Source organism: Paenibacillus sp. Y660 (genome assembly GCF_057221575.1).
Genome location: NZ_JBXBBJ010000016.1, coordinates 84649 through 109832 on the forward strand (window position 1 = coordinate 84649; position 25184 = coordinate 109832).

General features: G+C 48.9%; 30 protein-coding genes. 27 read left to right on the plus strand and 3 right to left on the minus strand.

The annotated features are described in order from the left end of the window. Positions 1 to 582 precede the first annotated feature (582 nt). Entirely contained in the window at positions 583 to 1233 is a 651-nt protein-coding gene (locus tag AC2TDN_RS17965) for a hypothetical protein (RefSeq protein ID WP_484689483.1), read from the plus strand. Positions 1234 to 1315: 82 nt separating this feature from the next. Here AC2TDN_RS17965 and AC2TDN_RS17970 read toward each other — a convergent pair whose 3' ends face one another. Beyond that, complete coding sequence (locus AC2TDN_RS17970; protein WP_484689486.1) at positions 1316 to 2134, minus strand: alpha/beta fold hydrolase; 819 nt, start codon at positions 2132 to 2134, stop codon at positions 1316 to 1318. A 116-nt stretch (positions 2135 to 2250) separates the two neighbouring features. Here AC2TDN_RS17970 and AC2TDN_RS17975 point away from each other — a divergent pair, with 116 nt between their 5' ends. The 3 genes from AC2TDN_RS17975 to AC2TDN_RS17985 all read left to right on the plus strand — a co-directional run bounded on the left by AC2TDN_RS17975 (position 2251) and on the right by AC2TDN_RS17985 (position 4029). Continuing rightward, entirely contained in the window at positions 2251 to 2937 is a 687-nt protein-coding gene (locus AC2TDN_RS17975; protein ID WP_484689489.1) for a M50 family metallopeptidase, read from the plus strand. Positions 2938 to 2963: 26 nt separating this feature from the next. Continuing rightward, positions 2964 to 3782 (plus strand): PPK2 family polyphosphate kinase, encoded by an 819-nt coding sequence (locus AC2TDN_RS17980; protein ID WP_484689491.1) that lies wholly within the window; start codon positions 2964 to 2966, stop codon positions 3780 to 3782. 97 nt (positions 3783 to 3879) lie between these two features. Next, entirely contained in the window at positions 3880 to 4029 is a 150-nt protein-coding gene (locus AC2TDN_RS17985; RefSeq protein ID WP_484689494.1) for a hypothetical protein, read from the plus strand. A gap of 98 nt (positions 4030 to 4127) precedes the next feature. Here AC2TDN_RS17985 and AC2TDN_RS17990 read toward each other — a convergent pair whose 3' ends face one another. Both AC2TDN_RS17990 and AC2TDN_RS17995 read right to left on the minus strand, forming a co-directional pair. Continuing rightward, on the minus strand, positions 4128 to 5879 hold the full coding sequence (locus AC2TDN_RS17990; RefSeq protein ID WP_484689495.1) for a sensor histidine kinase: 1752 nt from the start codon (positions 5877 to 5879) through the stop codon (positions 4128 to 4130). After that, a complete protein-coding gene (locus AC2TDN_RS17995; protein WP_484689498.1) occupies positions 5876 to 6631 on the minus strand; it encodes a response regulator transcription factor in 756 nt (251 codons plus the stop codon). Before AC2TDN_RS17995 ends, AC2TDN_RS17990 begins: the two co-directional genes overlap by 4 nt. 214 nt (positions 6632 to 6845) lie before the next feature. On the opposite strand from AC2TDN_RS17995, the gene AC2TDN_RS18000 reads away from it, so the two are divergent. The 23 genes from AC2TDN_RS18000 (at position 6846) to AC2TDN_RS18110 (ending at position 25104) form a co-directional block, all read left to right on the plus strand. Beyond that, positions 6846 to 7916, plus strand: a complete 1071-nt coding sequence (locus AC2TDN_RS18000) for a peptidoglycan DD-metalloendopeptidase family protein (RefSeq protein ID WP_484689499.1) — start codon at positions 6846 to 6848, stop codon at positions 7914 to 7916. A gap of 857 nt (positions 7917 to 8773) precedes the next feature. Beyond that, positions 8774 to 10015 carry a LolA family protein gene (locus AC2TDN_RS18005; protein WP_484689502.1) on the plus strand — a complete coding sequence of 414 codons (1242 nt, stop codon included), beginning with the start codon at positions 8774 to 8776 and terminating at the stop codon, positions 10013 to 10015. A 148-nt stretch (positions 10016 to 10163) separates the two neighbouring features. Next, entirely contained in the window at positions 10164 to 11357 is a 1194-nt protein-coding gene (gene alr / locus AC2TDN_RS18010; protein WP_482067562.1) for an alanine racemase, read from the plus strand. A gap of 220 nt (positions 11358 to 11577) precedes the next feature. Beyond that, on the plus strand, positions 11578 to 11859 hold the full coding sequence (locus tag AC2TDN_RS18015) for a CopG family ribbon-helix-helix protein (RefSeq protein WP_028609437.1): 282 nt from the start codon (positions 11578 to 11580) through the stop codon (positions 11857 to 11859). Positions 11860 to 11862: 3 nt separating this feature from the next. Further along, a complete protein-coding gene (locus AC2TDN_RS18020; protein WP_028609438.1) occupies positions 11863 to 12213 on the plus strand; it encodes a type II toxin-antitoxin system PemK/MazF family toxin in 351 nt (116 codons plus the stop codon). Positions 12214 to 12459: 246 nt separating this feature from the next. Next, positions 12460 to 13185, plus strand: a complete 726-nt coding sequence (locus tag AC2TDN_RS18025) for an SAF domain-containing protein (RefSeq protein ID WP_484689505.1) — start codon at positions 12460 to 12462, stop codon at positions 13183 to 13185. After that, the gene (locus tag AC2TDN_RS18030; RefSeq protein ID WP_484689507.1) at positions 13182 to 14030 is read left to right on the plus strand and encodes a CpaE/TadZ family protein; all 849 of its coding nucleotides are present in this window, start codon (positions 13182 to 13184) and stop codon (positions 14028 to 14030) included. Before AC2TDN_RS18025 ends, AC2TDN_RS18030 begins: the two co-directional genes overlap by 4 nt. Next, positions 14027 to 15400, plus strand: coding sequence for an ATPase, T2SS/T4P/T4SS family (locus tag AC2TDN_RS18035; protein WP_484689509.1), 1374 nt, complete (start codon positions 14027 to 14029; stop codon positions 15398 to 15400). Before AC2TDN_RS18030 ends, AC2TDN_RS18035 begins: the two co-directional genes overlap by 4 nt. Then, positions 15393 to 16328: a type II secretion system F family protein gene (locus AC2TDN_RS18040; protein ID WP_484689511.1), complete on the plus strand. Its 936-nt coding sequence runs from the start codon at positions 15393 to 15395 to the stop codon at positions 16326 to 16328. Before AC2TDN_RS18035 ends, AC2TDN_RS18040 begins: the two co-directional genes overlap by 8 nt. Positions 16329 to 16341: 13 nt before the next feature. Beyond that, on the plus strand, positions 16342 to 17232 hold the full coding sequence (locus AC2TDN_RS18045; RefSeq protein ID WP_484689513.1) for a hypothetical protein: 891 nt from the start codon (positions 16342 to 16344) through the stop codon (positions 17230 to 17232). Positions 17233 to 17267: 35 nt separating this feature from the next. Further along, complete coding sequence (locus AC2TDN_RS18050) at positions 17268 to 17417, plus strand: hypothetical protein (RefSeq protein ID WP_482067556.1); 150 nt, start codon at positions 17268 to 17270, stop codon at positions 17415 to 17417. A 40-nt stretch (positions 17418 to 17457) separates the two neighbouring features. Next, a complete protein-coding gene (locus AC2TDN_RS18055; protein ID WP_482067555.1) occupies positions 17458 to 17604 on the plus strand; it encodes a hypothetical protein in 147 nt (48 codons plus the stop codon). Further along, complete coding sequence (locus tag AC2TDN_RS18060; protein WP_482067554.1) at positions 17601 to 18026, plus strand: hypothetical protein; 426 nt, start codon at positions 17601 to 17603, stop codon at positions 18024 to 18026. The genes AC2TDN_RS18055 and AC2TDN_RS18060 overlap by 4 nt, the downstream gene beginning before the upstream one ends. Before the next feature lie 21 nt (positions 18027 to 18047). Next, positions 18048 to 18533 (plus strand): hypothetical protein, encoded by a 486-nt coding sequence (locus AC2TDN_RS18065; protein WP_484689515.1) that lies wholly within the window; start codon positions 18048 to 18050, stop codon positions 18531 to 18533. Positions 18534 to 18597: 64 nt separating this feature from the next. Then, on the plus strand, positions 18598 to 19818 hold the full coding sequence (locus AC2TDN_RS18070) for a M24 family metallopeptidase (protein ID WP_484689552.1): 1221 nt from the start codon (positions 18598 to 18600) through the stop codon (positions 19816 to 19818). 23 nt (positions 19819 to 19841) lie between these two features. After that, on the plus strand, positions 19842 to 20321 hold the full coding sequence (locus tag AC2TDN_RS18075; protein ID WP_484689517.1) for a PH domain-containing protein: 480 nt from the start codon (positions 19842 to 19844) through the stop codon (positions 20319 to 20321). Further along, on the plus strand, positions 20314 to 21849 hold the full coding sequence (locus tag AC2TDN_RS18080) for a PH domain-containing protein (RefSeq protein WP_484689519.1): 1536 nt from the start codon (positions 20314 to 20316) through the stop codon (positions 21847 to 21849). Before AC2TDN_RS18075 ends, AC2TDN_RS18080 begins: the two co-directional genes overlap by 8 nt. Before the next feature lie 146 nt (positions 21850 to 21995). Continuing rightward, complete coding sequence (gene sigY / locus AC2TDN_RS18085; protein ID WP_484689521.1) at positions 21996 to 22529, plus strand: RNA polymerase sigma factor SigY; 534 nt, start codon at positions 21996 to 21998, stop codon at positions 22527 to 22529. Further along, positions 22516 to 22854, plus strand: a complete 339-nt coding sequence (locus AC2TDN_RS18090) for a YxlC family protein (RefSeq protein ID WP_484689523.1) — start codon at positions 22516 to 22518, stop codon at positions 22852 to 22854. The genes sigY and AC2TDN_RS18090 overlap by 14 nt, the downstream gene beginning before the upstream one ends. Continuing rightward, positions 22842 to 23063, plus strand: coding sequence for a sigmaY antisigma factor component (locus AC2TDN_RS18095; protein ID WP_484689525.1), 222 nt, complete (start codon positions 22842 to 22844; stop codon positions 23061 to 23063). Before AC2TDN_RS18090 ends, AC2TDN_RS18095 begins: the two co-directional genes overlap by 13 nt. A 39-nt stretch (positions 23064 to 23102) precedes the next feature. Continuing rightward, the gene (locus tag AC2TDN_RS18100; RefSeq protein ID WP_482067547.1) at positions 23103 to 23312 is read left to right on the plus strand and encodes a PLD nuclease N-terminal domain-containing protein; all 210 of its coding nucleotides are present in this window, start codon (positions 23103 to 23105) and stop codon (positions 23310 to 23312) included. Further along, positions 23312 to 24262, plus strand: coding sequence for an ABC transporter ATP-binding protein (locus AC2TDN_RS18105; protein ID WP_484689529.1), 951 nt, complete (start codon positions 23312 to 23314; stop codon positions 24260 to 24262). Before AC2TDN_RS18100 ends, AC2TDN_RS18105 begins: the two co-directional genes overlap by 1 nt. Continuing rightward, the gene (locus AC2TDN_RS18110) at positions 24259 to 25104 is read left to right on the plus strand and encodes an ABC transporter permease (protein WP_484689531.1); all 846 of its coding nucleotides are present in this window, start codon (positions 24259 to 24261) and stop codon (positions 25102 to 25104) included. The genes AC2TDN_RS18105 and AC2TDN_RS18110 overlap by 4 nt, the downstream gene beginning before the upstream one ends. Positions 25105 to 25184: the final 80 nt, after the last annotated feature.

The following is a 25184-nucleotide window of genomic DNA, read 5'->3' on the forward strand; positions in this document are numbered from 1 at the left end:
GAGCAAATAACTTTTTTTGCCGAAGTCATTCATTCAAAAAAAGCGTCATACAGCCCCGGTGCTTTAGAATGGATGAAGCGACAACCCATCCAGCACCCGAGCAACCCAGCAAGCAGCACCTCAGCCCCCAATAACCGATGAACTCAGCAACCAAGCAACTCACCAGATCCAACCTGCAAACATCCACCAGGCAACCATCCAACCTGCCTCAAGCTTTATGGATGAGGATTAACAGGTTTTTCCAGCTAAATGGTTTATTTACCTTCTCAACGAAAAATTAACGGGATATTTCCAGTTATTTCTGTTCAATGGTCATGTTTAAAGGTTACTGGTGAATGAGATAATGCGAAGGGGTTGAGATCATTTATCGCAGCGCGGTGGTTATATCTATGGGTGAAAATGTGTCAAAAAACTAACTGGACATTTTCTGTTATTTCCGCACTAGCAATGGTGAGAGGTCGTTGGCTGCTTATGAGATTATGCGGGGAGGACAGGCTCGTCAAAATTGTTTTCCGTACCTAATTGAAGTATATTTGAAATATAGCTGCTACTTTCACTTCATGTTAAGGAGGACATGCTTGGATGCCCGATACTGCGTTTGAGAAACATATGGACAAGTCTGCCGCCGCCCCGGGTATTCAATCATCCTCAAAAGTGAGTAAATCTGCCGTTATAGAAATGGGTTTAAAATCTTTAAGTGAGCTTGGCGCGAATCACATTTGCAAGGTTTGCATCGCAAATAGCGGCTCATGCTGCAACGGCTGCCAGCATTTGCTCGACGGCGTAGGCTGCCAGAAGCGAAATACGGGCTGTACCGCATGGTTATGCGGCTTTCATAAATATTTATTTTACGAGGTTGGTCAATTAGAGGAATGGAATGAATTTTGGAGCCAGGTGCCTGGCCAAGATTTCCGGGAGGACTTCACACCCGAGCATCTTACGATAGAGAAAAAATTGCACAGTCAGCAGCACACGCTGGATCATCTTGGCGAAGCGCTCGCAGCGGATTTGCAGGAAATGGTTAGGTCCCATTCTGCTATCGGCCTCATCCTGACGCTGCGGGAGAAGCTGGATAAAAATATCGACTTGCTTATGAACGGCGATAACGACCATAAGAAGAAAGTACGAATAAAGAGAAAAATCAAAGTACTGACGAGCGACTTCCAGCGCTTCCACTACTTATTGGCTAAATATCACGAGCAGCAAGCTGATGATATGACCCCTAACCACTAACACTTAGGCGGAATCGCTTAACCTTCTTCGGAAAACGCAAAAAGGCGGAACAGGACTTATCCTGTACCGCCTTTTATTAGGTTTATTTTAAAAATTCCAGCAGCTCCTTATTGAATCTGGCTGACTCATCAAAAAGCATGCCGTGGCCGCTTTGCTCGAAAGTTACGAGCGTCGAGCCGTCAATGCCGTTCAGCAGCTGCTTCGCAAGCTCAGGCGGACAGATCGTGTCGAGCGAGCCTTGGAAAATCGTTGTAGCCGTTTTGATCTGCAGCATATCGGAGCGCAAATCCTCGTCGCGAAGCGATTCGAACGTACGAACCGTTCCCCAAGCGGAGGCTTCGAGTCCAAGCTGCTGCAGCCAATCCTTAAAGGGCTCGCTAATCGCTTCTGCATCCGCTGCTTTAGCTATAAACTTCTCCCCAAAGTCGCGCAGCAGCTGCGGGCGGTCTTTTTTTACGGCGGCGATTTGGGCGTCAGCGTCTTCCCTCTTCATGCCATACGGAAAATCATCCCGCTGCGTGAATGACGGTGCTGCCGCGCCAAGCAGCGCAAGCTTGCGGATGCCATATCCGCCATGTCGCGCCATATAACGGACAGCTATCGCTCCGCCAACGGAGAAGCCGACCAGGTAAGCCTGATCCAGCTTCAAATAATCGACAACCGCTTTTACGTCATCTGCAAGCCGATCATAGTCGTAGCCCGTTGCCGGTGCGTGAGATTTGCCGAAGCCGCGCTGGTCAATTCCGATGCAGCGGTAGCCCTGTTCTGACAGCAGAGTAAACTGATATTCAAACATTTGGCTGCTCAGCGGCCAGCCATGCAGAAAGATGACGGGGGTGCCGGAGCCGATATCCTCAACGTACAGCCTTACGTTTTTTTCAACCTCAATGTAACGTCCCATAATATCTCTCCTCTCGCTTCTATTCTTTTACTTACCCATTTAACGATCGTTTGAAAAATAAATCTTTCTCATTCGTATATGAGTTAAAATAAAAGCAGAGGATTGGAGGCTGATGCATGTTTTCTTGGCTTAGAATGGCGGTAATCCTTATCGTTACGATTTTTTTGACCCGGTTCATTCCGTTTTCGGCATTTTTTCAAAATGTAAACACATTGGTCCACGAGCTTGCCCATGCGCTGGCGACGCTGCTGCTTAAGGGGAGCGTCATGCATATTTACTTGTACGCTGATCAGAGCGGGGTGACCTATACGGCGTATACTAACAGCTGGATGGTCATTCCGATAGCTCTTGCGGGTTACACCGGCTCCGCTTTGTTTTCATTGCTACTTTTCTTTTTGCATGCGAAAGGGAAGGAACGCTTTGGACTCGCCTTAATTGCGGCAGCAGCGGGAGTCGCGCTTGCGCTATTCGTTCGAAACGGGTATGGGATGGCTTGGAGCGCGGGTTTTACGGCACTGACGGTACTCATTTATTTGATTGCACCAAGCTGGCTGCGGACCGGTTATTATTTGCTGCTCGCCTTCATTTGTCTGGTGGAATCAGTTATTAGTCCGTTTATTTTGTTTTATATTGCGGTTACCGAGCCGGCTTCGGCGGGAGATGCAGCTAGTCTAAGCGGAGCAACGTTTTTTCCGGCCTTTGTATGGTCAGCTATTTTTTGCGTCTTTGCGCTATGGTGCGCCAAAATCGCGATCGGTTATTTGTTTAGGAGAAAGCCCAGTGGGATAGTAATGAATAAATAATAATGATGGGGAAGGCTGTGTTGAAAATGTCCAAGAGCTATAGGCTGCCCGCAAGAAAAAAAGTGGATTTGACTGACATCGATCCGAAGGATACAGGCCGCTTTCTGAGCAAGGAAGAAGCTGCCCAGGAGGTCGAGGAGCTCGAGCAGGAGCTGCAGCATTTGCAGGAGAAGCTTGCCGCCGGTAAACAACAGGCGGTGCTGTTTATTTTTCAAGGCATGGATTGCAGCGGGAAAGATGGGGTCATTAAGAAAGTGTTTGCCGGATTGCATCCGCAGGGTATATCTGCCCACAGCTTCAAGGCGCCGACGGAGGAGGAAGCGCGGCATGATTTTTTGTGGAGAGCGCATCGCGCAGTTCCCGCCCTTGGTCAAATCGCTGTCTTTAATCGTTCCTACTATGAGGAAGTGCTCATCACGAGAGTGCATGGCAAGGTGAAGGACGAGGAGGCCAGGCAACGGTTTAAGCATATCAATCATTTTGAAGCTTTGTTGGCCGATAGCGGTGTGAAGGTGGTCAAAATCTTTTTGCATATTTCCAAGCAGTTCCAGCTGGAGAAGCTTATAAGCCGAATCGAGGACCCGAGTAAAAACTGGAAGTTTGACCCTTCCGATTTATTGGAGCGCAAATCGTGGAAGCAATATCGCGGGTATTACGAAGAGCTGTTCGAGAAATGCAGCAAAGAGGCCCCGTGGCATGTGGTTCCTTCTGATCATAGATGGTATCGCAATTATGCAGTGCTCCAAATCGCAGTAGAAGCTATGCGAAGCTTGGAGCTGAAGGAGCCGCCAGCGAGTCCCGAGCTGCTGCTGCTGCTGGAAGATCTCAAGAAAGAGGAGGATTAGTACGGTCATCCTTGCTCCCTAGTAGTCCATTACTCTACACCATGGTATTATAAATGTGGAAATAAACGGATATGGACGAAGACATATAGGGGGCATTATGCAAAAAGGCTATGATCGGATGAGAAGAAATGGTGGTCATCGACGCTTGCCGTCTTTGTACGGGGCAGGGCTTAGCATTTCAAGCAAAAGCGAGCGGGGCACAACGATAACCTTCGAGGTGCCTCAGCTTCAAAAACCAAGCGTTTAAGCAGCATTCTTCTTCGGTTATCCCTATGTCTGTCTCAAAAGCAGCCTACAGGGATAACCTTCTTTTTTATTCATAAAAGCATAGATGATTGCATTCGGTTATCCTGTTCCATTCCAAATTAATCGGATAATAGTACCTCTCCCCAAGGCTGTATCCACTGTAATTCGGCCGCCCATAGACTCGATCAGCCCTTTGGATACGGCCATGCCAAGACCAGTCCCATTCGGCGTTGCGGACGTATCCGTGCCTCGATAGTAACGCTCGAACAGCTTATTTAATGTATCCTCATCCATTCCAGTACCGTTATCCGCGAATTGTATCGTTAGTCCTTCATCTGCCAAAATACTGACGGTGAGCACTGTATCAGGCGGGTTATGAAGCAGTGAGTTGGCCGTCAGGTTGTTGACCACCCGCTCTAGCCAGGGGGTGTATAAGTTAACAACCACTGCTGTATGCGACTCGTGAAACACAATTCTTTCCCTGCCGTACTCAGGGTTCGCGGCTGCTTGCTCTAGCGCCCCTCGCAGCCAGCTGTTTAAATCAACCTCCTCTGCCTCTGGCGGACGAACGCCGGTTTTCAGCCGGTAAGTCATCGCAAGATCACTGATCAGCATATCCATATGTGCAGATTTGTCGAGCATGCTGCTGGAAAATTTACGAACCTCCTCCATCGACCATTCATATTTAGGCTCCGCTAGCAAATGCGCATAGCCTTTAATAGATGACAACGGCGTTTTCAAATCATGCGTAATTCCCGCGATCCATTCCTCTCGCAAGCTATCGGTTTGATGCCGCAAGGCTTGGTCACGCTGCAAGGTGTCTGATAGCTTATCGATCGAATGCATGACCTCGGCAAAGACGCGGTAACGGCGCCTCCACTTGCCCGAATGCGTTCGGCTGTGGCGAATGCCTTTGTGGTCGCCAGGCTCTTTATATTCGCCTTTGCCCAGCGTATCGAGCCAAGTCAGCATATGAAGCATAGGCCCGCCAAAACGATGCGCATTCCACAGAGATAGCAGCAGGAACAAGGCTAGAATGGTTGTGAACATGGCGATTATGCCGATTAACACCACTTTTGCTTCCTCTGGAACAAGCAGGTTATTTCCTCCATTGCTGCTTCTGGCATTAGGCAGGCCGATTACCCATGTACGGCCGGTCTCATCCTCATAGGAGGAAGTGAGATGGAAGCCGTACCGCTCATTGTATAGCGTGCGGAGGGAAAGCTCTTGAAGCGTGTAATTAGCCGGAATGACATCAGGTCTGTTATAGGAAGCAAGCTCATGGCCGGCCGCATCGAGCAATTGAACGAAGCCGCCAAGCTGTACGATGCGCTCCATTGTTCCTCCTGGAAGCAGCAGCTTGCCGTCTGAGGATATTTTTCCGCTGCTTCTGGCTTCGTTTAATAAGGGGTCGATTTGGTTTGGAGCACCGTACAACAGTGTGTAACGCTTGCTGCCCTTGTCTTGAATCCACAAATAAAGATGATAAGGATATGGCTTTTCACCAGTCCAGTACGCGATCAGCTCGCCTGGATTGTATCGTAGAGGAACGTCTTTAGGTGTATTGTAGGATTGCTCTACCTTGCCATTTTCGTCCAAGCTTTGCAGCCATCCATCGTTTTTCTTTACCTGTTCGAGCAGATGCGGATCGAATCGTATGCCATTTTTGCCAAGCTCGGAAGATTCTACGAGTCGAGCCAGCCCAACCGATGCGAAATCATGGGAAACGCTAATATCGGCAAAGCGTTTAACGACCCAGATGACCGTTATGGCTGCGATTAGAAGGACAACCAAGCCGGCGATTGCGAGCTGGAGGACAAACCGCATCGTTAGCTGACGTTTTATGGTCATAATGAATGGGTTCTCCTTGATTCGTTTTGAATAAGCTTGTAGCCTAGTCCTCTCACATTGACGATAAAGCGCGGATTCGATGGTTCCGGCTCGATCCGCTCCCTGATGCGGTGAATATGGACCATAACGGTATTGTCATCATGGAGCGAATCCTCGCCCCATACGCATTCATAGAGCTCGCTTTTGCTGAAAATGCGATTTGGATTTTTGCACAAGAAGAGCAGCAATTGAAATACAAGCGCTGGACAGGGCACCGATTTTTGATCGACCGTTAGCTCTCCTGCCGTTTCATCGACCTGAAACCGTCCGTAATCGTATACGGTGGATGCTCTGTTAGAGAGTTTCTCTGGCTCTGCTTCAATGGCAAGCTGGCTAGCGGACGCTAGGTAACGACGCAGATGAGAGCGGATCCGTGCGACGACCTCAAGCGGGTTGAATGGTTTCGTAATGTAATCGTCGCCGCCAACCGCGAAGCCGGTCAGCTTATCGAAGTCAGTCGTTCGAGCGGTTAGGAATAGGATCGGGGCATTCGTCGTTTGGCGGAGAAAAGGACAGATGTCGATTCCGCTGCGTCCCGGCAAGTGAACGTCTAGTACGATTAAATCATAGGTTTTGGCTTCGCAGGCTGCGATAGCCGCTTCCCCTGTGCTCGCGGTATCCACATTCGTATACCCCTCCTTGTGGAGTACAGTCATCAGAAGCTCTAAAATGGATTGCTCGTCGTCGACAAGCAAAATAGCCGCGTCGTTCATTCTTTCAATCCCTTCGTCAAAATCGTCATTTACTCCATCATAGCATGAAATTTTTGGCTTAAACCATACGTTGTCTTAACGGAAGCTTAATTCGTTTGCTGCTTTGGCGGATGAAAGTTAAGGATCAAGTAATCAAGGGTTTCGTTAGGCATAAGACTTCGTTGCTAGAATGAGGGAGACAAAATTGATTTTGAAAGAAAGCGGGGAATTAGCAATGAATAAAAAACAGAGCAATACGTTTAACGGGGTCATTACGTTTGGCAAGACAGCAATGGCAGCAGGTGTGCTTGCCGTTCTCGTTACGGCTTGTGGAGGCGGGAATAACGCGGCGACAAACAATAGTGATCCGACAGACAGTCCGGCTGTTACGGATACTGTAGCAACGGCTAATCCAAAAGAGACAGCAGCAGCAGCAGTGGGAGATGCGCTGAAACCGGAGGAACTGCCTCAAGCGCTGCTTGACGGCAAATATGACGTTATTTATGATCGTTTGAGCGCGGATTTCCAGAAACAATTGACGAAAGAGGATTTTTTGAGCAGAGCGACGGATTTTGTTAAGGGGATCGAGTCATTCGAGCAGGCTTCTATCATGCAGCATAATGGCGGCAAGATGCATAATTGGGTTAGCAACTCCAAAGAAAAGGGACTTACGGCAGTTTTTGATGACAAAGGGGAAATCTTGGGGCTGCAAATCAAGCAGCTTTCCTATTGGCCGGAAACCGATAAGAACAAGACAAAAATCGAATACGATTGGCCGCTCCGCGGCGATTGGTTTGTATTTTGGGGTGGAGAGAATGCGCTTGTAAATTATCATTATGAGCACGAAAGCCAGCGGTATGCCTACGACATCGTACAGAGCAAGAATGGGTATTCCTACAAGGGAGATCCACTCAAAAATGAAAGCTATTATGCCTATGGTCAACCTGTGCTTGCGCCAGCAGATGGGGAGGTTGTCTCCGTCGTAAACGATGTTCCAGATAACGAGCCCGTCGGCGTCATGAACGAGAAGGCGCCAGCCGGCAATGTAGTCGTTATTGATCATGGCAACGGCGAATACAGCTATCTGGCCCATATGAAAAAAGGCTCCGTTATCGTTAAGGCAGGCGATCAGGTCAAGCGCGGAGATGAGATGGGCAAGCTCGGCAATTCGGGCAACTCAAGCGAGGCGCATCTTCATTTTCAAGTGTCTGATGGCGCGAATTTGTTTGAATCCCGTTCGATAAATATTAATTGGAAGGGCGGAATCAAGCCAATACAGGGCGAGACGATAACGTCTGCCGAGTAGAAACCGCAAATCGCAAAAGCTACGGGCGACGAGATCATCCAATCTTTTAAGATAGCATAATTCAAAATGAATGGAGCAGTCCCAAAAGTAGTATGCTCGCTGGGAGACAGCTCGCTTTGAATGGAATGTTGGAAGTGAAAAAATAGCGGTACAGGGGGCTATTCCTGTACCGCTATTTTTCTATTCAGGTCTATGGTTGCTTGGCTTCATGAGATTGTGGGCAAGCGAAAGTCTCCCCGCCTCCAGGCTTACCTATGGCAAGCCACGATGCAGGAATCGGAGGAATCCCCGGTTCTTCTGCAGTCTCGGGTTCAAAACATTTATGTGGCTGAGCCCTCTTGGGTCAGCATGAACGGGAAAAACTCCCGTTATTTCAAGTGATTTTTGGCAAAAATCAGGTTTAGATGGATTTTCTCCCGTTAATATCTCGCATTTGACCCTATTTCGGTGAAAGTGCTCTGACTAACGGGAGTTTTTCCAGCTAAATGAACAAACTGGCGACTTATCAGGAAAATAGATGGAGTTTTTCCTGTTCATTCCACAGAACCGAAATGATTTGAGCTAGCATGTTATTTCAAACTTACGGGTTAGAACAATGAATGCTGGAATAAGCGAAAAAGCCCGTGAAAAGTAAGGTTAAAGAGCGAATGACAGGAGCTCCAGGGCTTTTCAAGAAGCACTCCACCCGTATGATACGATTGTACAAATTCCGCGAAGGACTCGGCCTCTCGGTTCTTAATCACTCCTGTGACAAATTAAAAATTTGGTCAAGCACATGCCAGTCCGCATAATTGGTCAAGTCCCCTCATAGACATGTTATCAGCCAGTAAAAAACAATGTGCAGAGGGGATGATTACATGCGTCGCATGACATGGACCGCGGCAATATTATTATGCTTTTCATTAGTATTAGCTGCTTGCGGAACGAAGGACGCCGAGTCCGTGGTTAAGGAGCTCGACAAGGTAGTAAACAGCATGGAGAGCTATCAAGGAAGCGGTACGATGACGCTGCGTACAGGACAGCAGCCACTAGAGTATAAAGTGGAGGTTTCCTATCAAAAGCCGCAGTATTATCGGATCAAGCTGACGAATGAAGAGAAGGATATTACACAAATCGTGCTTCGCAATGACGACGGCGTATTCGTACTCACTCCGAAGCTGAATAAAGTGTTCCGCTTCCAAAGCGATTGGCCGCAAAACCAAGGTCAAGTCTACTTGTACCAAACGCTCATTCAGAGCATTCTAGTGGATAATTCACGACAGTTTGTCATTGATGATGATGCTTATGTATTTGACGTAATGGCAAATTATAACAACGGCTCCTTAGCCCGTCAGAAGATTTGGCTGAATAAATCGGATTACAAGCCGGTTCAGGTCGAAGTCAGTGATACAAACGCAGCGGTTATGGTTGAGGTGAAATTTGATACGTTCGATTTTGGACCGAAATTCGACAAGGCTGTATTCGAGACAGAGGCGAATATGAACGCTGCGCCTTCCAGCCAAACGACGGAAGAGCCGACGATGACGACGCCTGAGGAAGATGGTAATGCTGCGTCAGGCAATGCAACAGATAATACGGATGGCAATACGAGTGTAGATGCAAATGAGGACGGAGCAGCACCAGAAAACGAAGGCGATCAAAGCGGCAATCAGCCTGAAGATGACGCCGCAGTAGACGGAAATGACCAAACGAACGACAGCGGCAACGCGGCTGAGAATGAAGGCGACGATGCAGCAACCGGGGCAAAACCGGAAGAGGAAGCAGATTTCACGGCTATGACTCCTTCGTATACACCTGATGGCGTATCGAAACCAGAATTAGTTGACATCGTGTTTGGCGGCAATCCAGGCTTAATGAGCCGTTACACAGGCGATTACAGCTACACGCTTATTCAAACGGAGCCAAAAGATGTGGCAACATCGTACGTGCCAGGACTGCTCGTTGATCTCGGAATTACGGTGGGGCAATTGAGCGGCGATGAGCAGCAAACGCTCACCTGGACTTACGAGGGCCATCAATTCCGGCTTACAAGCGCAAATCTGCCTGAGACCGAAATGATTAAGATCGCGCAATCGGTTCAAGGTGAAATCGGGAAATAAAGCTGGGAAACAGCAGAATTTCCAAGACGTACTAGCCATTTCCGGGGTTCGTTTCATTGACAGTCGCAGCAGCAACGTATAACATTATTGCTATTGATGTTTGCTGCTCGGACTGTTATGGCTGCCAGATGAGGAGAAGGTGAAAGGCTTGGAATCGTTTTATCGCCCGACCAGGGTTGAACTATCATTAGATGCGCTGCGACATAATTTACAAGCTTTCCGCAATGCTCTCCCGGAGGGATGCAAGCTGCTCGCTTCGGTCAAGGCGAATGCTTACGGGCATGGCGCGGTCGAAGTGGCGCGTGAAGCGGAACGCTTTGGCGTAGATTATTTTGGAGTTGCTTTTCTTGATGAAGCATTGCAATTACGGAAGGCAGGCATCCAAACCCCGATTCTTGTGCTAGGTTTCGTGGCTGCGGATGCCTTGTCTGTTGCAAGAGACAACAATGTGACGATCAGTTTATTTAGAGAAGATGTTCTAGAGGCTGCTGCTAAGCTTCCCGCTGATAGCAGTGGACGAAAGCTAAAGGTACACATCAAGATCGATTCCGGCATGGGACGTCTTGGCGTGATCGGGAAGGACGCTGCGGTGTCCTTTATCGAGAAGGCTCTGCAGGTTCCGCAGCTTGAGGTTGAGGGGATGTTTACGCATTATGCTCGCGCAGACGAAGCTGACAAGGACTATACGAAGCTGCAATATGACAGATTTCGTGAAGTGGCTGCATATGTTGAACAGCAAGGCTGGCCTATCCCGATTGTTCATGCGGCCAATAGTGCAGCGGGGATAGACACGCCGCACTTTGCTTGCGGCATGCTGCGGCTCGGAATAAGCATGTACGGACTATTGCCTTCTGACGAGGTCAATCAGCAGCGCATCGAGCTGGAGCCTGTTATGACGCTTAAGACGGAAGTCGTTATGGCCAAAACAGCCCCTGCGGGCTGGGGTATCAGCTACGGCACGCGTTATGTAACCGAGGGCGAAGAGCGGATCGGAACGCTGCCGATTGGATATGCAGACGGTTTCAGCCGCATGCTGTCAGGCAAGGCGCACGCGCTTGTGCGCGGCGTGAAAGTACCGGTTCTTGGCACCATTTGTATGGACCAATGCATGATTGCGCTTGATCCTGCTGTTTCACAAGCGGCTCCATTGCCGGTTGAGCAGGGCGAGGAGGTTGTGCTTATTGGCCGGCAAGGCAATGCGGTTATTACGGTGGAAGAAGTGGCACAGCAGCTTGGCACTCTCAACTATGAACTCATTTGCATGCTTGCGGTACGATTGCCTCGTGTATATGTAAGCGGTCGCCAAATAATGGCAATTTACAACCCCTTATTACAAACTTAATTCGAATTAGCAAAATCTTTATCTGCATTCTTTCGTAAAAGAAGAGGATTTTCGCCAAATCTCACGAATGTAGTAAGGTAGATCTTCTATAAAGGCTATACATGAAAACATACAGCATATTTGATATACGGCGATCATAGATATGTTGAAGTATAGCGACGGCAATATAATGTCATAATGAGTAATATGGTTTTGGAAAAGTTTTGGGGGTGCGAGTTCGGTGGCCAATGTACAAAATACCAAAAGAATCATGATTAGCCTGCCAGATCATTTGCTGGAGGAGGTTGACGGGATTGTTGCCAAGGAAAACTCCAACCGCAGCGAATTTATTCGGCAAGCCATGAAGCTGTATTTGGTGGAGCGCAAAAAACGTCAAATTCGAGAATCCATGCAGCGCGGGTATATGGAAATGGCGAAAATAAACCTGAACATGGCCTCGGAAGCTTTTCAAGCGGAGGAAGAAGCAGATCATACGTTAGGCCGTCTCGTTAGCGGGGTGTAGAGGTTGATTGTAAAACGCGGAGATGTGTTTTTTGCGGATTTATCGCCAGTCGTCGGATCGGAGCAGGGCGGTGTTCGCCCCGTATTGGTCATTCAGAATGATATTGGTAATCGCTTCAGCCCTACAGTCATCGTAGCTGCAATCACCGCTCAAATTCAGAAGGCGAAACTGCCAACTCACGTTGAGATGGATGCTGCTGCTCATGGTTTTGATCGAGATTCAGTTGTACTGCTTGAGCAGATTCGGACAATTGACAAGCAGCGCCTCACCGACAAAATTACGCATTTGGATGATGAAACGATGCGCAAGGTTGACGATGCTTTGTTGATTAGCGTTGGATTAATTGATTTTTAGTATAAGCGAGAGCTATTTAGCGTCTAAAAGAGGATTCCTCTTGCTGAATGGCTTTTTTTGTCGACTTTAGGTGAATTTTGATAAAATTAGGAAAAAAATGATAGACAAATGAAAGTTCAATTTGCTATTATGAACTCAATTACTTATTGCTAACCTATATATGAGCTTTATTATGCGAAGAACGCACGCGGTACGCCTTAGATGGCTGTCGGTGCGTTCTTTTTTTATGCTCAGAGAGGAGTGGAGATGAAGAGGAGACGGAATGCGATCATCAGCTTAACGGCAGCGGTGCTCTCGGCAAGCTTGGTTTACGGCATGTATGAGCTGCAGCGAATTCAAATCAAGAAGGAGGAGACGGTCGCCGTACTTGTTCCCAAACGATTTATTGGAGCGGGCGAGCGGCTTAAGGAAAGCGATCTGGAGTTTCAAATGGTTCCTCAAGGCGCTTTTGTCACCGATATGGTCATCAATCTGGAGCATGCCGCCGGGAAGGAGGCAGTGATCCCCTTAGGCAAGGGGGAACCGTTATTAATTTGGAAGGTCGACGATTATTATTTGCAGCCCAAACGCTTCGAATCGACCTTCCAAATTCCGAAGGAGTATATCCGCTCGATTTCGAACGGAATTAGAGCGGGCGACAAGGTGCTGCTGTATGCATCGGGAGAGTCTTCTCCCTCCATACGACTCTTCCCAGAAGCGGTCACTGTGGCCTCGGTGAAGACTTCGGGCAACGTAGAGATCGATAATATGGACAATCCGAATTTATTTTCGCTGGCCGAGGGAAACAAGGAACAAATGTATGCTTCTAGGCGGGAAGCGAATGGGATGATCGATTACATAAACGTAAACCTAACGGAGGAGCAATGGCTTAGGCTGGATAGCTCATGCAAGAGCGGCGAGTTGAAGCTCGTTGTCGCTTATAGTCCTTTGTCGCTTGAGCTGCTTGCTGGCGGGGAGGCTGATGGGTCGTGAGCGGAGCTTTGGCGCCACTAGCTGTTTTTATTGGTACAACGCCCAATATTGGAACGACGACAGCGGCGTTTGCTGCAGCTTACCGAATTGCGGAAGAAAGCGGCAAGCCTATCGGATATTTGTGCCTCAATCTCAAGAGCGCGAAGATCCACCGCTACATAGGCGTGGACGAGCCGCTCATTACGCTGGATAAGCTGCGTCCGGAGCTTCGCTCGTTTACGCTAACGCCGGAGAAGCTCCGTCGAGCTGCTTTTCCAGTACCCGGTCAGCCTAATCTGCAGGTGCTGTTCGGCAACCTCATGAGAGATCAGGCCGAGTACTTCACGCCAGAGGAGGCAGAGCATCTGCTGACGATTGCAGAGCAGGCCTTCGCGCTTATTGTTCTGGACGTAGGCGCATATTGGGACAATGCAGCTACGATTTGCTCGATCAGAAGAGCAGGCTCACGAATTCTCGTTACAACGCCTGCCTTATCGCATTTTCAAGAGGACGGCAAGCGATGGATTGGTCAGGTATCGCCTTTATTTGGGGTTAGCCCCGAGCATTACGAATCAGTCATCATCAACAGTCCTTGGAGAAATGGAGGTTATCAGATGAAGCATATATGCAAAGAGCTTGGCACATCGGCACTTGGTCAGCTTCAATTAAGCGAGCCGGTGTTTAGCCAATTGGATAGTGGTACTTATGCGCAGTGGCTGAAGGAGGATGCGGAAGGGAAGCAAACGATGCGAGAGCCAGCGAAATCAATTATGCAGAGGCATGGCATTCGCGGTACGGTGAATACGATTTCTGTTCAGCCGTGGTATCGGAAGCTGCTTGCGCATCGCAACGGTACAAGCTCGTGACGGCGCAGCAAAATCGCTTTTCACCATCCGAATTTGCAGCACAAATGCAAGTTGAGAAGGAAAGCCTCGAGGCAGCGTCGGAGCCCTCTTACCTGACAGCTGACCCGCAAGGGGAGTTCGCTAGGCTCGCTGATGATATTAGAACCTATTTAAGCGCGCCGCAGGGGCTAGGAGAGGAAGAGCGCAGGCAATACAGCGAGACGTTAAACCGTGCGGTGCTTGGCTACCCGCAAGAGCGCGAGCAGGTTCTGGCGGTCATTACGGATCGATTGATCAGACTGCGCATGCATGGGGCTGTAAATGTACAGCATCCCTATCAATCGCTAGCCGAAGCATTGTTTGCGGAAGTCATTGGACTTAGCGTGCTTGAGCTCGTACTTGCCGATAAGGCGGGGCTTGAGGAAATACAAGTTGTCGGCGAGCGTATCTTCATCGTTAAGAATGGTCTAACGACCCCTTCTCCCTACCGCTTTGACAGCATCCGTGAGGTGGAGCGCATCCAGCAAAATTTGGTTCTCTACAATAATGACCGTATAAATCCGCGTAAGCGATGGGCGGAGGTCATGCTGCAAGACGGCTCTAGGGTGACGATGACCGGCTTTGGCTTCACTGCGAGTCCAACCTTGACGATCCGCTTCTATACCGTGCGCAGCTTCAGCTTAGAGACGCTATGCAGACCTGCTTACAGGACGCTGAATGCGCGTGTGCAGCAACTACTCAGGGCGATACTAGCTGCAAGATTCAATCTTGTAATCATTGGAGCGACCAATTCGGGCAAAACCAATCTGATGAAAGCGTTAATTGCGGAGCTTCCGGATGAGGAGCGAATCATAACGATCGAGGGTCGATTCGAGATGATGCTCGGGCGTGATTTTCCAAGTAAAAATATCGTGGAATATATGGCGGATGAAGAGGATGCCTATCACCGCTCGGATCAAGCCTTTAAGCTCGCGCTCAGGCAATCGCCGCAGCGCATCATCCATGCTGAAATTCGCGACGTCGATGCGAATATTTACGTTCGAGCCTGCACGCGAGGCCATTCCGGGAGCATGACGACTGTCCATGCCAATAGGCTGGAGGATGTGCCGGAGGCGATAACGGACATGTGCATGCTCGATGGCAGAGGCATGAATGCCGAGCGCCTGACGAAACGGATTACGCAATATGTGACAGAGATCGGCATTGAAATGAGCTATCTAGGCGGTCGAAGGGTAATCAGCCGTATTGGCGAGCTGTGCTGGGAAGCAGGGCAAGCCTTTGTAAGAGATTGGGTTAGGTTCGACGAGGCGAAGGATGAATGGCTATATCCATTTCCGCCTTCTGCACGGGCTAAGCTGGAACCCACTACTGGGGGCAACATGGATGAATAGTCTATCGACAGCAGCGGCGGCGTGCTTGTTATTTTGTTTATTTTTTATTGCATCGTACAGCTTGTTCCTCATTTGGTCGAAGGAGCAGCAGCTCAGAAGCAAGCTGGCATATCGAGCGAATAGAGGCTGGCGCAAGCGGCTGTCTGAACGGTTTAGACGTTATGAATGGCTGCATCAGCACTTAGCTGAGCTGTTAGAAACGCTCCAATTAAAGATATCGCCTGCTGCCTTTGCATGCCTATCGGGCTTGCTCCTGCTCGCAGGAATCGCATCTGGCGGTTTGTTCTTTCAAAGTGTGAAAGGAACCTTAATGTTCGGCGGCGTGCTGGGCTCGTTGCCCTACACGATACTAAGGACGATGCTCATCCATCGGCGGATGCAGACACAAATCGATTTTTTGCCGGCGGTTGAGCTCTTTTACCAGTGCTATCTTGTAACGGGCGAGCGGCAGATTCGGATTGCGCTGCAGCGCACGGTGGAGGAGAGAAGGTTGCTTGGACCGATGCAATCGGTTTTTGAGCAGCTTTATCGCAATCTTTCCGTACGCGGCGACGATGAGGCGAGTCTGCGACTGCTTGCCGCATCGCTAGGCCATGTATGGGCGGACTATTTCGTTAATATTTTGCGAGTGGCGCTTGTAGAGGGGGTAACCGTAACAGACAGCTTAAAGGAGCTTCTGACCGATATGCGCAAGGCAAGACGAGCTAATGAGCAGGAACGGAATCGATTGCTTGAAATACGCGTAGCCAACTTCTCTCCTTTTCTGTTTCTAGCTTTGTTTATCGGAATCAACCTTCGGTATAACAAGGATAACTCTTATCATTACTACATCGTTGATGCCGAGGGGAGAGATATGCTGCTGAATGCGATGGTGCTCATATTTGCTTCGTTTCTAATGGGATTATGGCTCTCGCGCAAAAAGATGTGAAAGGAGAATGTGAATGACTGTATGGACCGAGCAAATGGTACGTTTAGTCTTGATGATCGGGCAGTATGTATTTGGCGCAGCATCGATATATGCGCTATTGCAGCTTTTGCCGCAGCGGCCAGCTCGGTGGAAGCATCTAGCCGTATTAAGCTGGCGAACGAAGGAAGCACCGGATAAATGGCTGAGGCTGCTTCGTATTTCGAGACAGCGTTCCTCTTTCATGGAGAGAGAGCTGCTGCTCGCGGGCTGCGGGGTAACGGCAGACGCCGCATGGTATGTGATCGCAAGGCGATCACTAATGCTTGCTATTGGCGCGCTCATTCTTATTGCTGGGATATGGCATGAACGAATAAATGCTTATGTACCCCTCACTTACATAGGACCGGGTTTGCTGCTGGTCATGCTGTTGTTGTATATCGACTTAGTATGGCTGCGATCCATTCATAAGCTGCGCGCGCTTCAGGTGACCAAAGAAATATTTTCAGTAAGCAAGCAGTTGCTTTACTTATCTGATTCCTCGCTGCATATCCATTCGAAGCTGCTGCGCTGCATCCCTTTTACAAGAACGATGCGCCATGATTTAGAGCAGCTTCTGGCCGAATGGTATCACGATGCAGGAGGAGCGCTGCAGCGGTTCAAGCAAAGGCTTGGAACAGATGAGGGCTTAAGCTTTGTGGAGACGCTGGATGCATTGCGAATGCATGAGAGTCCGCAATATTATGAGCTGCTTCGTGTACGTATTGAGGATTACAAGGAAAAAATCGAGCTGGCCAAGGAAAGCCGCAAGGAATCGACCTCATATTTTTTGTTTATGATCGCGGGCATTCCGATTTTATATACTTTTCAGGTGTTTATTTATCCGTGGGTAAGAGAGGGGCAAAAGCTGTTTCAGTCCCTTAGCTAAAATAGTGCAGACAGCCAATGAAAGGAGGTGGTAGCATGCGCAACATTTTGATGACGGTCATGATGCTCGTTGTCGTTATCGTCCTATTCAATACAATCATCGCCCAAGACACAACGGGAACTAGAAGTCAAATTACATCGCAAGGAACTTCGGCCAATACGCGAATAGGCAGTCTGACTCCATAAGCTGAGCGCTGGATTTGCAATAGAGCGGAGGTGCCCATTTATGCGAGGAATACTTGTATCGATACTGCTGCTCATTACGGTCATCATTCTCTATCAAGCCGTTGCAGAGGGAGATGAAGGAATGAAGCAGCAGATCAATGGTGCGGGCGGCTCGATCAGCAACCACATAAGAGGAATAGACCCATGAAGCAAATTTTAATTTTTGTCTTGTTTGCGGCACTTTTGTGCTGGCTAATGTTTTCCCCCATCTATAAGCATGTTCTGATCGTCAGGCAAGCTGTTTTGCAGCAAGAGGTCGATTATTTGCTGGAAATAGGCGCCAGCGGGAGCTATGGCTACATAAGCGAGCAAATGCAGGAACAGTCGAGGCAGCGTTTAGCCCGTATTGGCATGCGCCCTAACGACATCGAATTCGAGCTCGCATCTACAAGCGGTCTGGCGGCATCTAATCCAAACGCTCCTCTAATACGAGGGACGGGCATTTCATTAACGATGAGCTATCCGTATGAGAATTTGTTCGAGATTGACCGTTTAATCGGCTTGACGCCGCCGCTGCCTAATGAGCGGATGCGAGCGTTTGGCATGAAAATGAGTGAATATGTACCTTAAGCGAAGGGAGCGGGTGAATCGATGTACAAGCTGCTGCTTATCGTAGTGATGATGTCGGTATGGATTTCGATTCATCTGCTGCAGGTGGAGGAGGAGCTTGCCATGCAAACTTTATTTCAAGGGAAGCACGCGGTCAATCGAGCTGCGCATGCGGCAGCGCAGCAGCTTGACCAGACAGCTCTTGGCGAAGGCTTGCTGAGGTTGGCTCCCGATGAGGCGGCAGATACTGCCGCTTCATATTTACGGGAAAATTTAAGGCTGGATGCCAGCGGCGCGCCTTTGCCGGAATCATTTTTGAGGCAGCGAGTGGAGGTTGTCGTATTTGAAATTGTGAATGCAGATCAGACATTTCCCTATACATATATAAATGATGACTATGATTATGAGGTTACGCTGCAGCGGCCGGGGGTGATAATGATCGTTCATATCGTGTATCCGCGTGCCTTTCAAGTGTTGGACGCCATCGAGTGGAATATAAAGGGGGCTGCGGAGCTCGTAGCAGGTTGACGGGCAACTGGAAAATTGATGTAATAAGGGGAGGGAACTTATATAGGAGCTGATAATCAAAGTGATGGACATTATTCAGGACATTCCTGCTGAACTTGTTAAGGAGCGAATTGCTTCACTACAGAAGGCGATGCAGGCTGAGCGGATTGACGCTTTTCTCCTTACTCAAAATGTGGATCTCTATTATTTAAGCGGGTCTATGCAAAATGGATATTTGTTCGTGCCAAGCACAGGCGAGGCTACCTTTTACGTTCGGCGCAGCGTTTCACGCGCGAGGCTGGAGACAGCGGTTCAGGTAGCAGAGCTCGGTGCTTTTCGTCTGTTTGGAGAAACGTTGGCGCAGCGATATCCGTCTTTATTTGTTAAAGGGGGAGAGCTGCGAATAGCGGCCGATCTGGATGTGCTTCCTGCACAGCTTTACTTAAAGCTCTCCGAGCTGCTCGGCAAGGCGGGGCGCTGCGAGCTCATAGACGGTTCAGCCATTATTCGCCATTTGCGAATGATTAAAGCGCCATGGGAAGTAAGCCGGATTGAAGCAGCGGCTGAGGTTGTGGCGGAAGCGCTGAGCGAGGCTTTGAATGATTTGAAGGAAGGCATAAGCGAGCTTGAGTGGATGGCGCGTGTAGAGTATGAGCTTCGCAAGCGCGGACATATCGGCTTAATGCGCATGCGCGGCTATAATCAAGAGATTACGACCGGGATGGTCATTTCGGGGGCGGCGGCAGCGGTTCCGTCTTATTTTGACGGACCAGCAGGCGGCCTTGGACTTGGCGCGTCATCTCCGCAAAGCGTCAGCAGATCGATTATCAAGCGAAATGAGCCAATATTGATCGATATCGGCTGCTGCGTGGACGGCTATGTCATCGATCAGACTCGTACGGCGGTAATCGGCAAGCTATCGGAAACGCTGCAGCAAGCTTATGAGGTGTCGGAATCGGTTATCGCTGCCGCAGAGAAGCTGATGGTTCCCGGTACGCCATGCTCGAGTCTTTATGAAGATGCTCTTGCACGATGTGCGGCTGCGAAGCTGTCGGATCATTTTATGGGTTTTGGCGCGGATCAAGCAAAGTTTCTAGGGCATGGCATTGGACTTGAAATCGATGAGTGGCCTGTCCTTGCCAAAGGTTTCCAGACACCGCTTGCGCCAGGCATGGTCATTGCGGTAGAGCCAAAATTCACGTTTCCAGGGCAGGGCGTTGTAGGCATTGAGAACAGCTATTTGATCACGGAACAAGGCGCAAGAGCACTGACTCGTTCGAAGGCGGAGCTTATCGTTCTGCCTTAATCCAAAAAGGGGAGATATATGATATGGATCGGGAGTTAACCAAACGGCTTCATCGTGATTACATAACCGTTTATCGCATTACCGAGCTCATTACAAATGGCATATTTTTGGCTTTGATCATCGCTTATTTCACATTGGCGATCATTTGGGATTGGACGCTGATCCCTGGCTGGATCGCATTGTTCATTTTTATTGTTACAGCCATACTGTTTACATGGACGTTCCCCAAAATGATGATGACAAGATTTCAATATGAGCTGTTTGAAGATGAGATTGAAATCCAAACAGGCCTTATCTTCTTGAAAAACGTGCTTGTTCCGATGGTTCGGGTACAGCATGTCGAGCTGGAAAGCGGACCGCTTATGCGCAAATACGATCTGGCGAGCGTATCTATTGTAACGGCTGCGACTACGCATCAAATTAAAGGCTTGAAGCAGAGCGAGGCGCAGCTGTTGAAGAGGCAAATCGGTATTTTGGCTAAGGTGGATGATAAGGATGAATGAGCGCCGTACGCTTCATCCCATCTACATATTATTCGGGCTGTTGAATACGATTAAAGGGTTCATTCCTGTAATATTGATTGGATTAGTTCGAGGGAACGACTGGACTGAGCTGGCATGGTATTGGTATGCGGGCGCTTCCGTGCTGGCGGCTGTGATTCTCTTGTTTAGCTTTTTGGAGTGGAGGCGTTTTGGCTTTTGGCTGGAAGAGGACCGGATCATTATCCGCAAAGGCTGGTTGTTCCGAGACGAGAAGACGATTTATTATGGCCGCATTCATTCCGTTAATGTAGAGCAGCCTTTTATACAAAGGATACTTAGAGTAGCACAGGTGAAGATCGAGACTCCTGGAGGCAACAAGAAAGCGGACGGTATATTGCCGGCACTTTCCCTTGAGGCAGCGAATGATATCCAACAAATACTTAGAAGGCAAGCAACATCGAATGTCCAATCTGCGGATGCAGGGGCTTCTGCAAGTAATGAAGCGCAAAATAAAGCTGAGGAGCAGCGCCTGGTTGTCAAGATGAATGACAATCCGCTCACGCAGACGACCTCAGCCGAACCAAGCAGAAGTATGCCTGCCTTTACGCTAAATGCAACACAGCTGATTCAAGCGGCAGCGACCTCGATGAACTTTGGGCTCGTGGCAGCTTTTATGGTCGGTTTGTTCTCCTTGGCGGATGATCTGTTCAATATGCTTTTGCCTGATCATTTCTTTGAGAATGTCGTAAAAGATTCGGCAAGCCTAATGACAAACTTTATCTTAATCTTCCTTATAATTATAGGTGGAATAGGGTTCGCATGGCTGCTTTCGATCGTGTTGTATGTTTTGAAATACAGCGGCTTCTCGGTAAAGAGAGATGGCAGACAGATCTCGGTTTCTTATGGATTGCTTGAGAAGAAAACCTTTGTGTTTGATCCGAAAAAGGTGCAGGCTGTTGTCATCAAGGAAGGATTGCTTCGCCAAGCATACGGTTATGCGGAAATCCAGCTTCAGATCGTGTCATCGGATAAGAAGGAGCAGCTTATGCTGCATCCATTTCTAAAGCGTACAGCGATACAGCAGCTACTGAACGACTTTGTTCCACAGGTAAAGCTTCCTTCGAACTCGCAGATAGAGGGCGCTCCGAAACGCGCGCTGCTGCATTACGTTAGAATAGAGCTTTTGTTTACTTTGCTGGTATGCGCCGCGTTCATTATATTTTTTAAAGCTGGCGGTTTATGGTCACTGCTGCTTCTCCCGATTGTCCTATTGTGGAGAAGAAGCTGCTATCGCGCGGCGGGAGTTAGGCTTCACGAAGGCCAGCTTACGCTTCGCAACCGGTTTGTATCGAGAACCACCTATTTGATTCGGCGTCCTCAGATTTTAACGATGCAGGTGAATCGCACGATTGGGCAGCAGCGCAAAAAGCTGCTGACGCTTTCCGTTCGTACAATGGGAAGCGTATTTGATTACAGCGTAAAGTGTCTTGATCGCAAGGATGTTGAACCTGTATGGCAATGGTACAGCCGCATCCAGAGGAAAAAATAGAATAGATGTCGCCTATATACAGCTGCAGAAGAGCTATCGCTTCCGCAGTTGTTTTTTTATCAAAAAAATTTTGTTATCCCAGTGAACGAAATGTGATTGCTAGCCGTCTAAGCTATATCGAATGCATTAAAGGAGGTTGCGCGCTCGTGCAAGACGAGACGAAGCTGATTAAGCAAGCGGTACGAGGCGATACGCGAGCGCTCTCTGAGCTGCTGCAGCAGCATTATTCTTTTTTATATCAATACGTGCTAAAGGTAACGATGAACAAAACCCGTGCGGAGGATATTACGCAGGAGACGATGATGAAGGCTGTTGAGAAAATAACAACGTTTCAAAGCAAAGCTAAATTTTCGACTTGGCTCATTACAATCGCGTCCAGACTCGTCGTTGATCGCATTCGTCGGAATGAGCTGGAGAAGCATTGGCTGCAGTCGGAGAAGTCGCTGCATGCTATTCGCTACGAAACGTTGCAGCGGGGAGATGAATGGCCCGAGGCGCTTCAAGCGCTAGGGGAGCTGAGCAGCGACATTCGAATTCCGGTGCTGCTTAAGTATTATTACGGCTATGCGCAGGAGGAGATCTCGTCGATGCTGGACATTCCAGTAGGAACGGTAAAATCAAGGCTGCATAATGGATTAAAGCAGCTGCGGAAGGAGCTAACGGAGCATGAAGAAGCCTAAAGAGGTTAATCACGATCAGCAGTGGTTTGACGATCAATTTAAAGAAGCCGTGACCCGTTTTGACGCCACTCATGCGCCCGATGTTCCCGATTTGCAGCAGTTCGAGGCATTCGTAGCGGGACATAAGCAAGAGATGAAGGGGAAGCTTTGGAAGGAGCTCCTATTGTTCTGGCTGACAGCATGTTTTATTTTTGGCGTGATGATGTGGATGATAGATCGGAATTTGGTTTGGTTTGCTGTCCTTCAAGCCCTTGTTGCTGCGGGGGGAGTTGGGTTTGTCATCATGACGTATGGTCGAAGGAAGGTACGGATATGGAGGAGCTAAAGGTAATACCCATCTGGGTTTGGATACTGATCATCATTGTGCTGATCGCACAATCGACTTGGCTGTTTATTGACGCTCGCAAAAGGGACAGCATGCCTTGGCTTTGGGGCATATGGGGTTTAATCCAAACGCCGATGCCGCTTATCTTTTATTTCATTTTTGTGCGAAGCGGCTGGTTCCGTCGAAATGGCGATAAGAACAAGGAGTAGCCGCGTTACTCTTTGGATTAACAAAGGGAGGTCATTTTGATGGTTAACGATCAAATTGAATTATCGCAGATATTGCCTATTATTGCTCCGATCATTGTTATTCAATTGATTTTGGTAGTGATTGCATTGGTGTTATGCGCGAAGGCGGAGCGCACGAACGGGCCTAAGTGGATGTGGGCACTGATTATTATATTTGTGAATATTGTTGGGCCGATTGCCTTCTTTATAGCAGGAAGGAGGAGCCACTGATGGGCACATTGCTTCAGGTGAAGGGATTAACCCAAACATTCGGTGACATAAAAGCGGTAGCGGGCATCGATTTTTCGATTACCGAAGGCCACTGCGTTGCACTGCTTGGACCTAACGGAGCAGGAAAAACGACGACCATTCGGATGATTACCGGTTTGCTTAAGCCGACTGCAGGACAGCTCGAATTCCAGGGCTCTGCCCAAGGCGTCAATCATCGGGCACTAATAGGCTACTTGCCTCAAGCCCCATCCTTCTATTCCTGGATGACGGGAAACGAATACGTTGTTTATGCGGGAAGATTATGCGGCTTAAACGCTGCAACTGCCAAAAAACGCGCGAAGGAGCTTTTGGAGCGAGTCGGCATTTCCAGCGCAGCCAAGAGACGGATCGGCTCCTATTCAGGAGGCATGAAGCAGCGTCTTGGCCTTGCTCAAGCGCTTGTTCATCAGCCTAGGCTGCTTGTTATGGATGAGCCGGTTTCGGCGCTTGATCCGCTTGGGCGCAGAGAGGTGCTTGAGCTGCTGCGAGAGCTGAAGCAGGAAACGACGGTGCTATTCTCTACTCATGTGCTGCATGATGCGGAGGAGCTATGCGATGATGTCATTATTATTCGAAACGGGCAAGTGGCTCTGCAAGGAGCGATTGAATCTATTCGCATTGAGCACCGCAAGCCGATCATTGAGCTTCAGCTAGAGCGTGATGCGAACGCTGAACGATGGCTATCCTCTTATATGGCTCGTATTCTTCCTTCTGCGGGTGCTGTGAACAAGCATAGCTTATTTCAGTCAGTCCAGCTGCATAATGGGGGAGCGTGTTTCACCGTAAACGATGTAGATGCAGCGAGGCGAAGCTTGCTCGAGGAGCTGACCAAGGATCAGGTAAAGGTGAGCAGGCTGGAAGTCGGTCATACTTCGCTAGAGGATTTATTCATGAAAGTGGTGACAGCATGAGTACCAACATATGGGGAAATGCACAGCTAAGTACGGCAAAGCCTGCCTACACATCAAGCTTTGCCCGTTTTGTCGTCATGGTGCAGAAGGAGCTGCTGGAGCTTATTCGCAGCTATAAGCTGCTTTGGGTGCCGCTTGTTTTCATACTGCTCGGCATTATGCAGCCGGTATCGACTTATTTCATGCCCGTCATATTGGAGAAAGCGGGCAGCCTGCCGGAAGGAACGGTTATCGAAATTCCGACGCCGCTTGGCTCCGAGGTGCTTGCGCAAACGCTTCAGCAATTTGGAACAATCGGTGTTCTTGTTCTTGTACTCGTTTGTATGGGCACGGTGTCGGGTGAGCGCAGCAGCGGCACAGCATCCCTCATTCTAGTAAAGCCGGTGTCGGTGCTTTCCTTTATCGTCTCTAAATGGACGGCAATGCTTCTGCTTGCTTGGGGCGCTCTGATCCTCGGTTATTTCGCTGCTTGGTACTATACAGGATTGTTATTTGAAGAGGTTTCCTTTGCGAAAATGATTGGCAGTCTTCTCATTTTTGGCTTATGGCTGTCCTTCCTGGTGTCGATTACGATTCTCTTCAGCGCGCTGCTCCGCGGTCCTGCAGCTGCGGCCTTCTCTACGCTTGGCGGCGCTGTTGCATTTACTCTGCTGACGGGCCTTTTTCCGAAGCAGCTTGGGTGGAGTCCTGGCGCGTTAAGCAGCTTTGCTTCTGCATCCGTTACCACGGGGATAGCCAATACGAGTCGATTTGGCTTAGTGATAGCACTGACCATTATCGGTATTGCAGCGTCTATTTCCTTATCTGCATGGGTGCTTCGCAGAAGCTCGGCAGTAGAATAAAAGGATGGCAACTCTATCAACTCATTCTTCGATTGGACACCGCTATTATTTTTTAGTAGGATAGTAGTGAAAGAATCAGC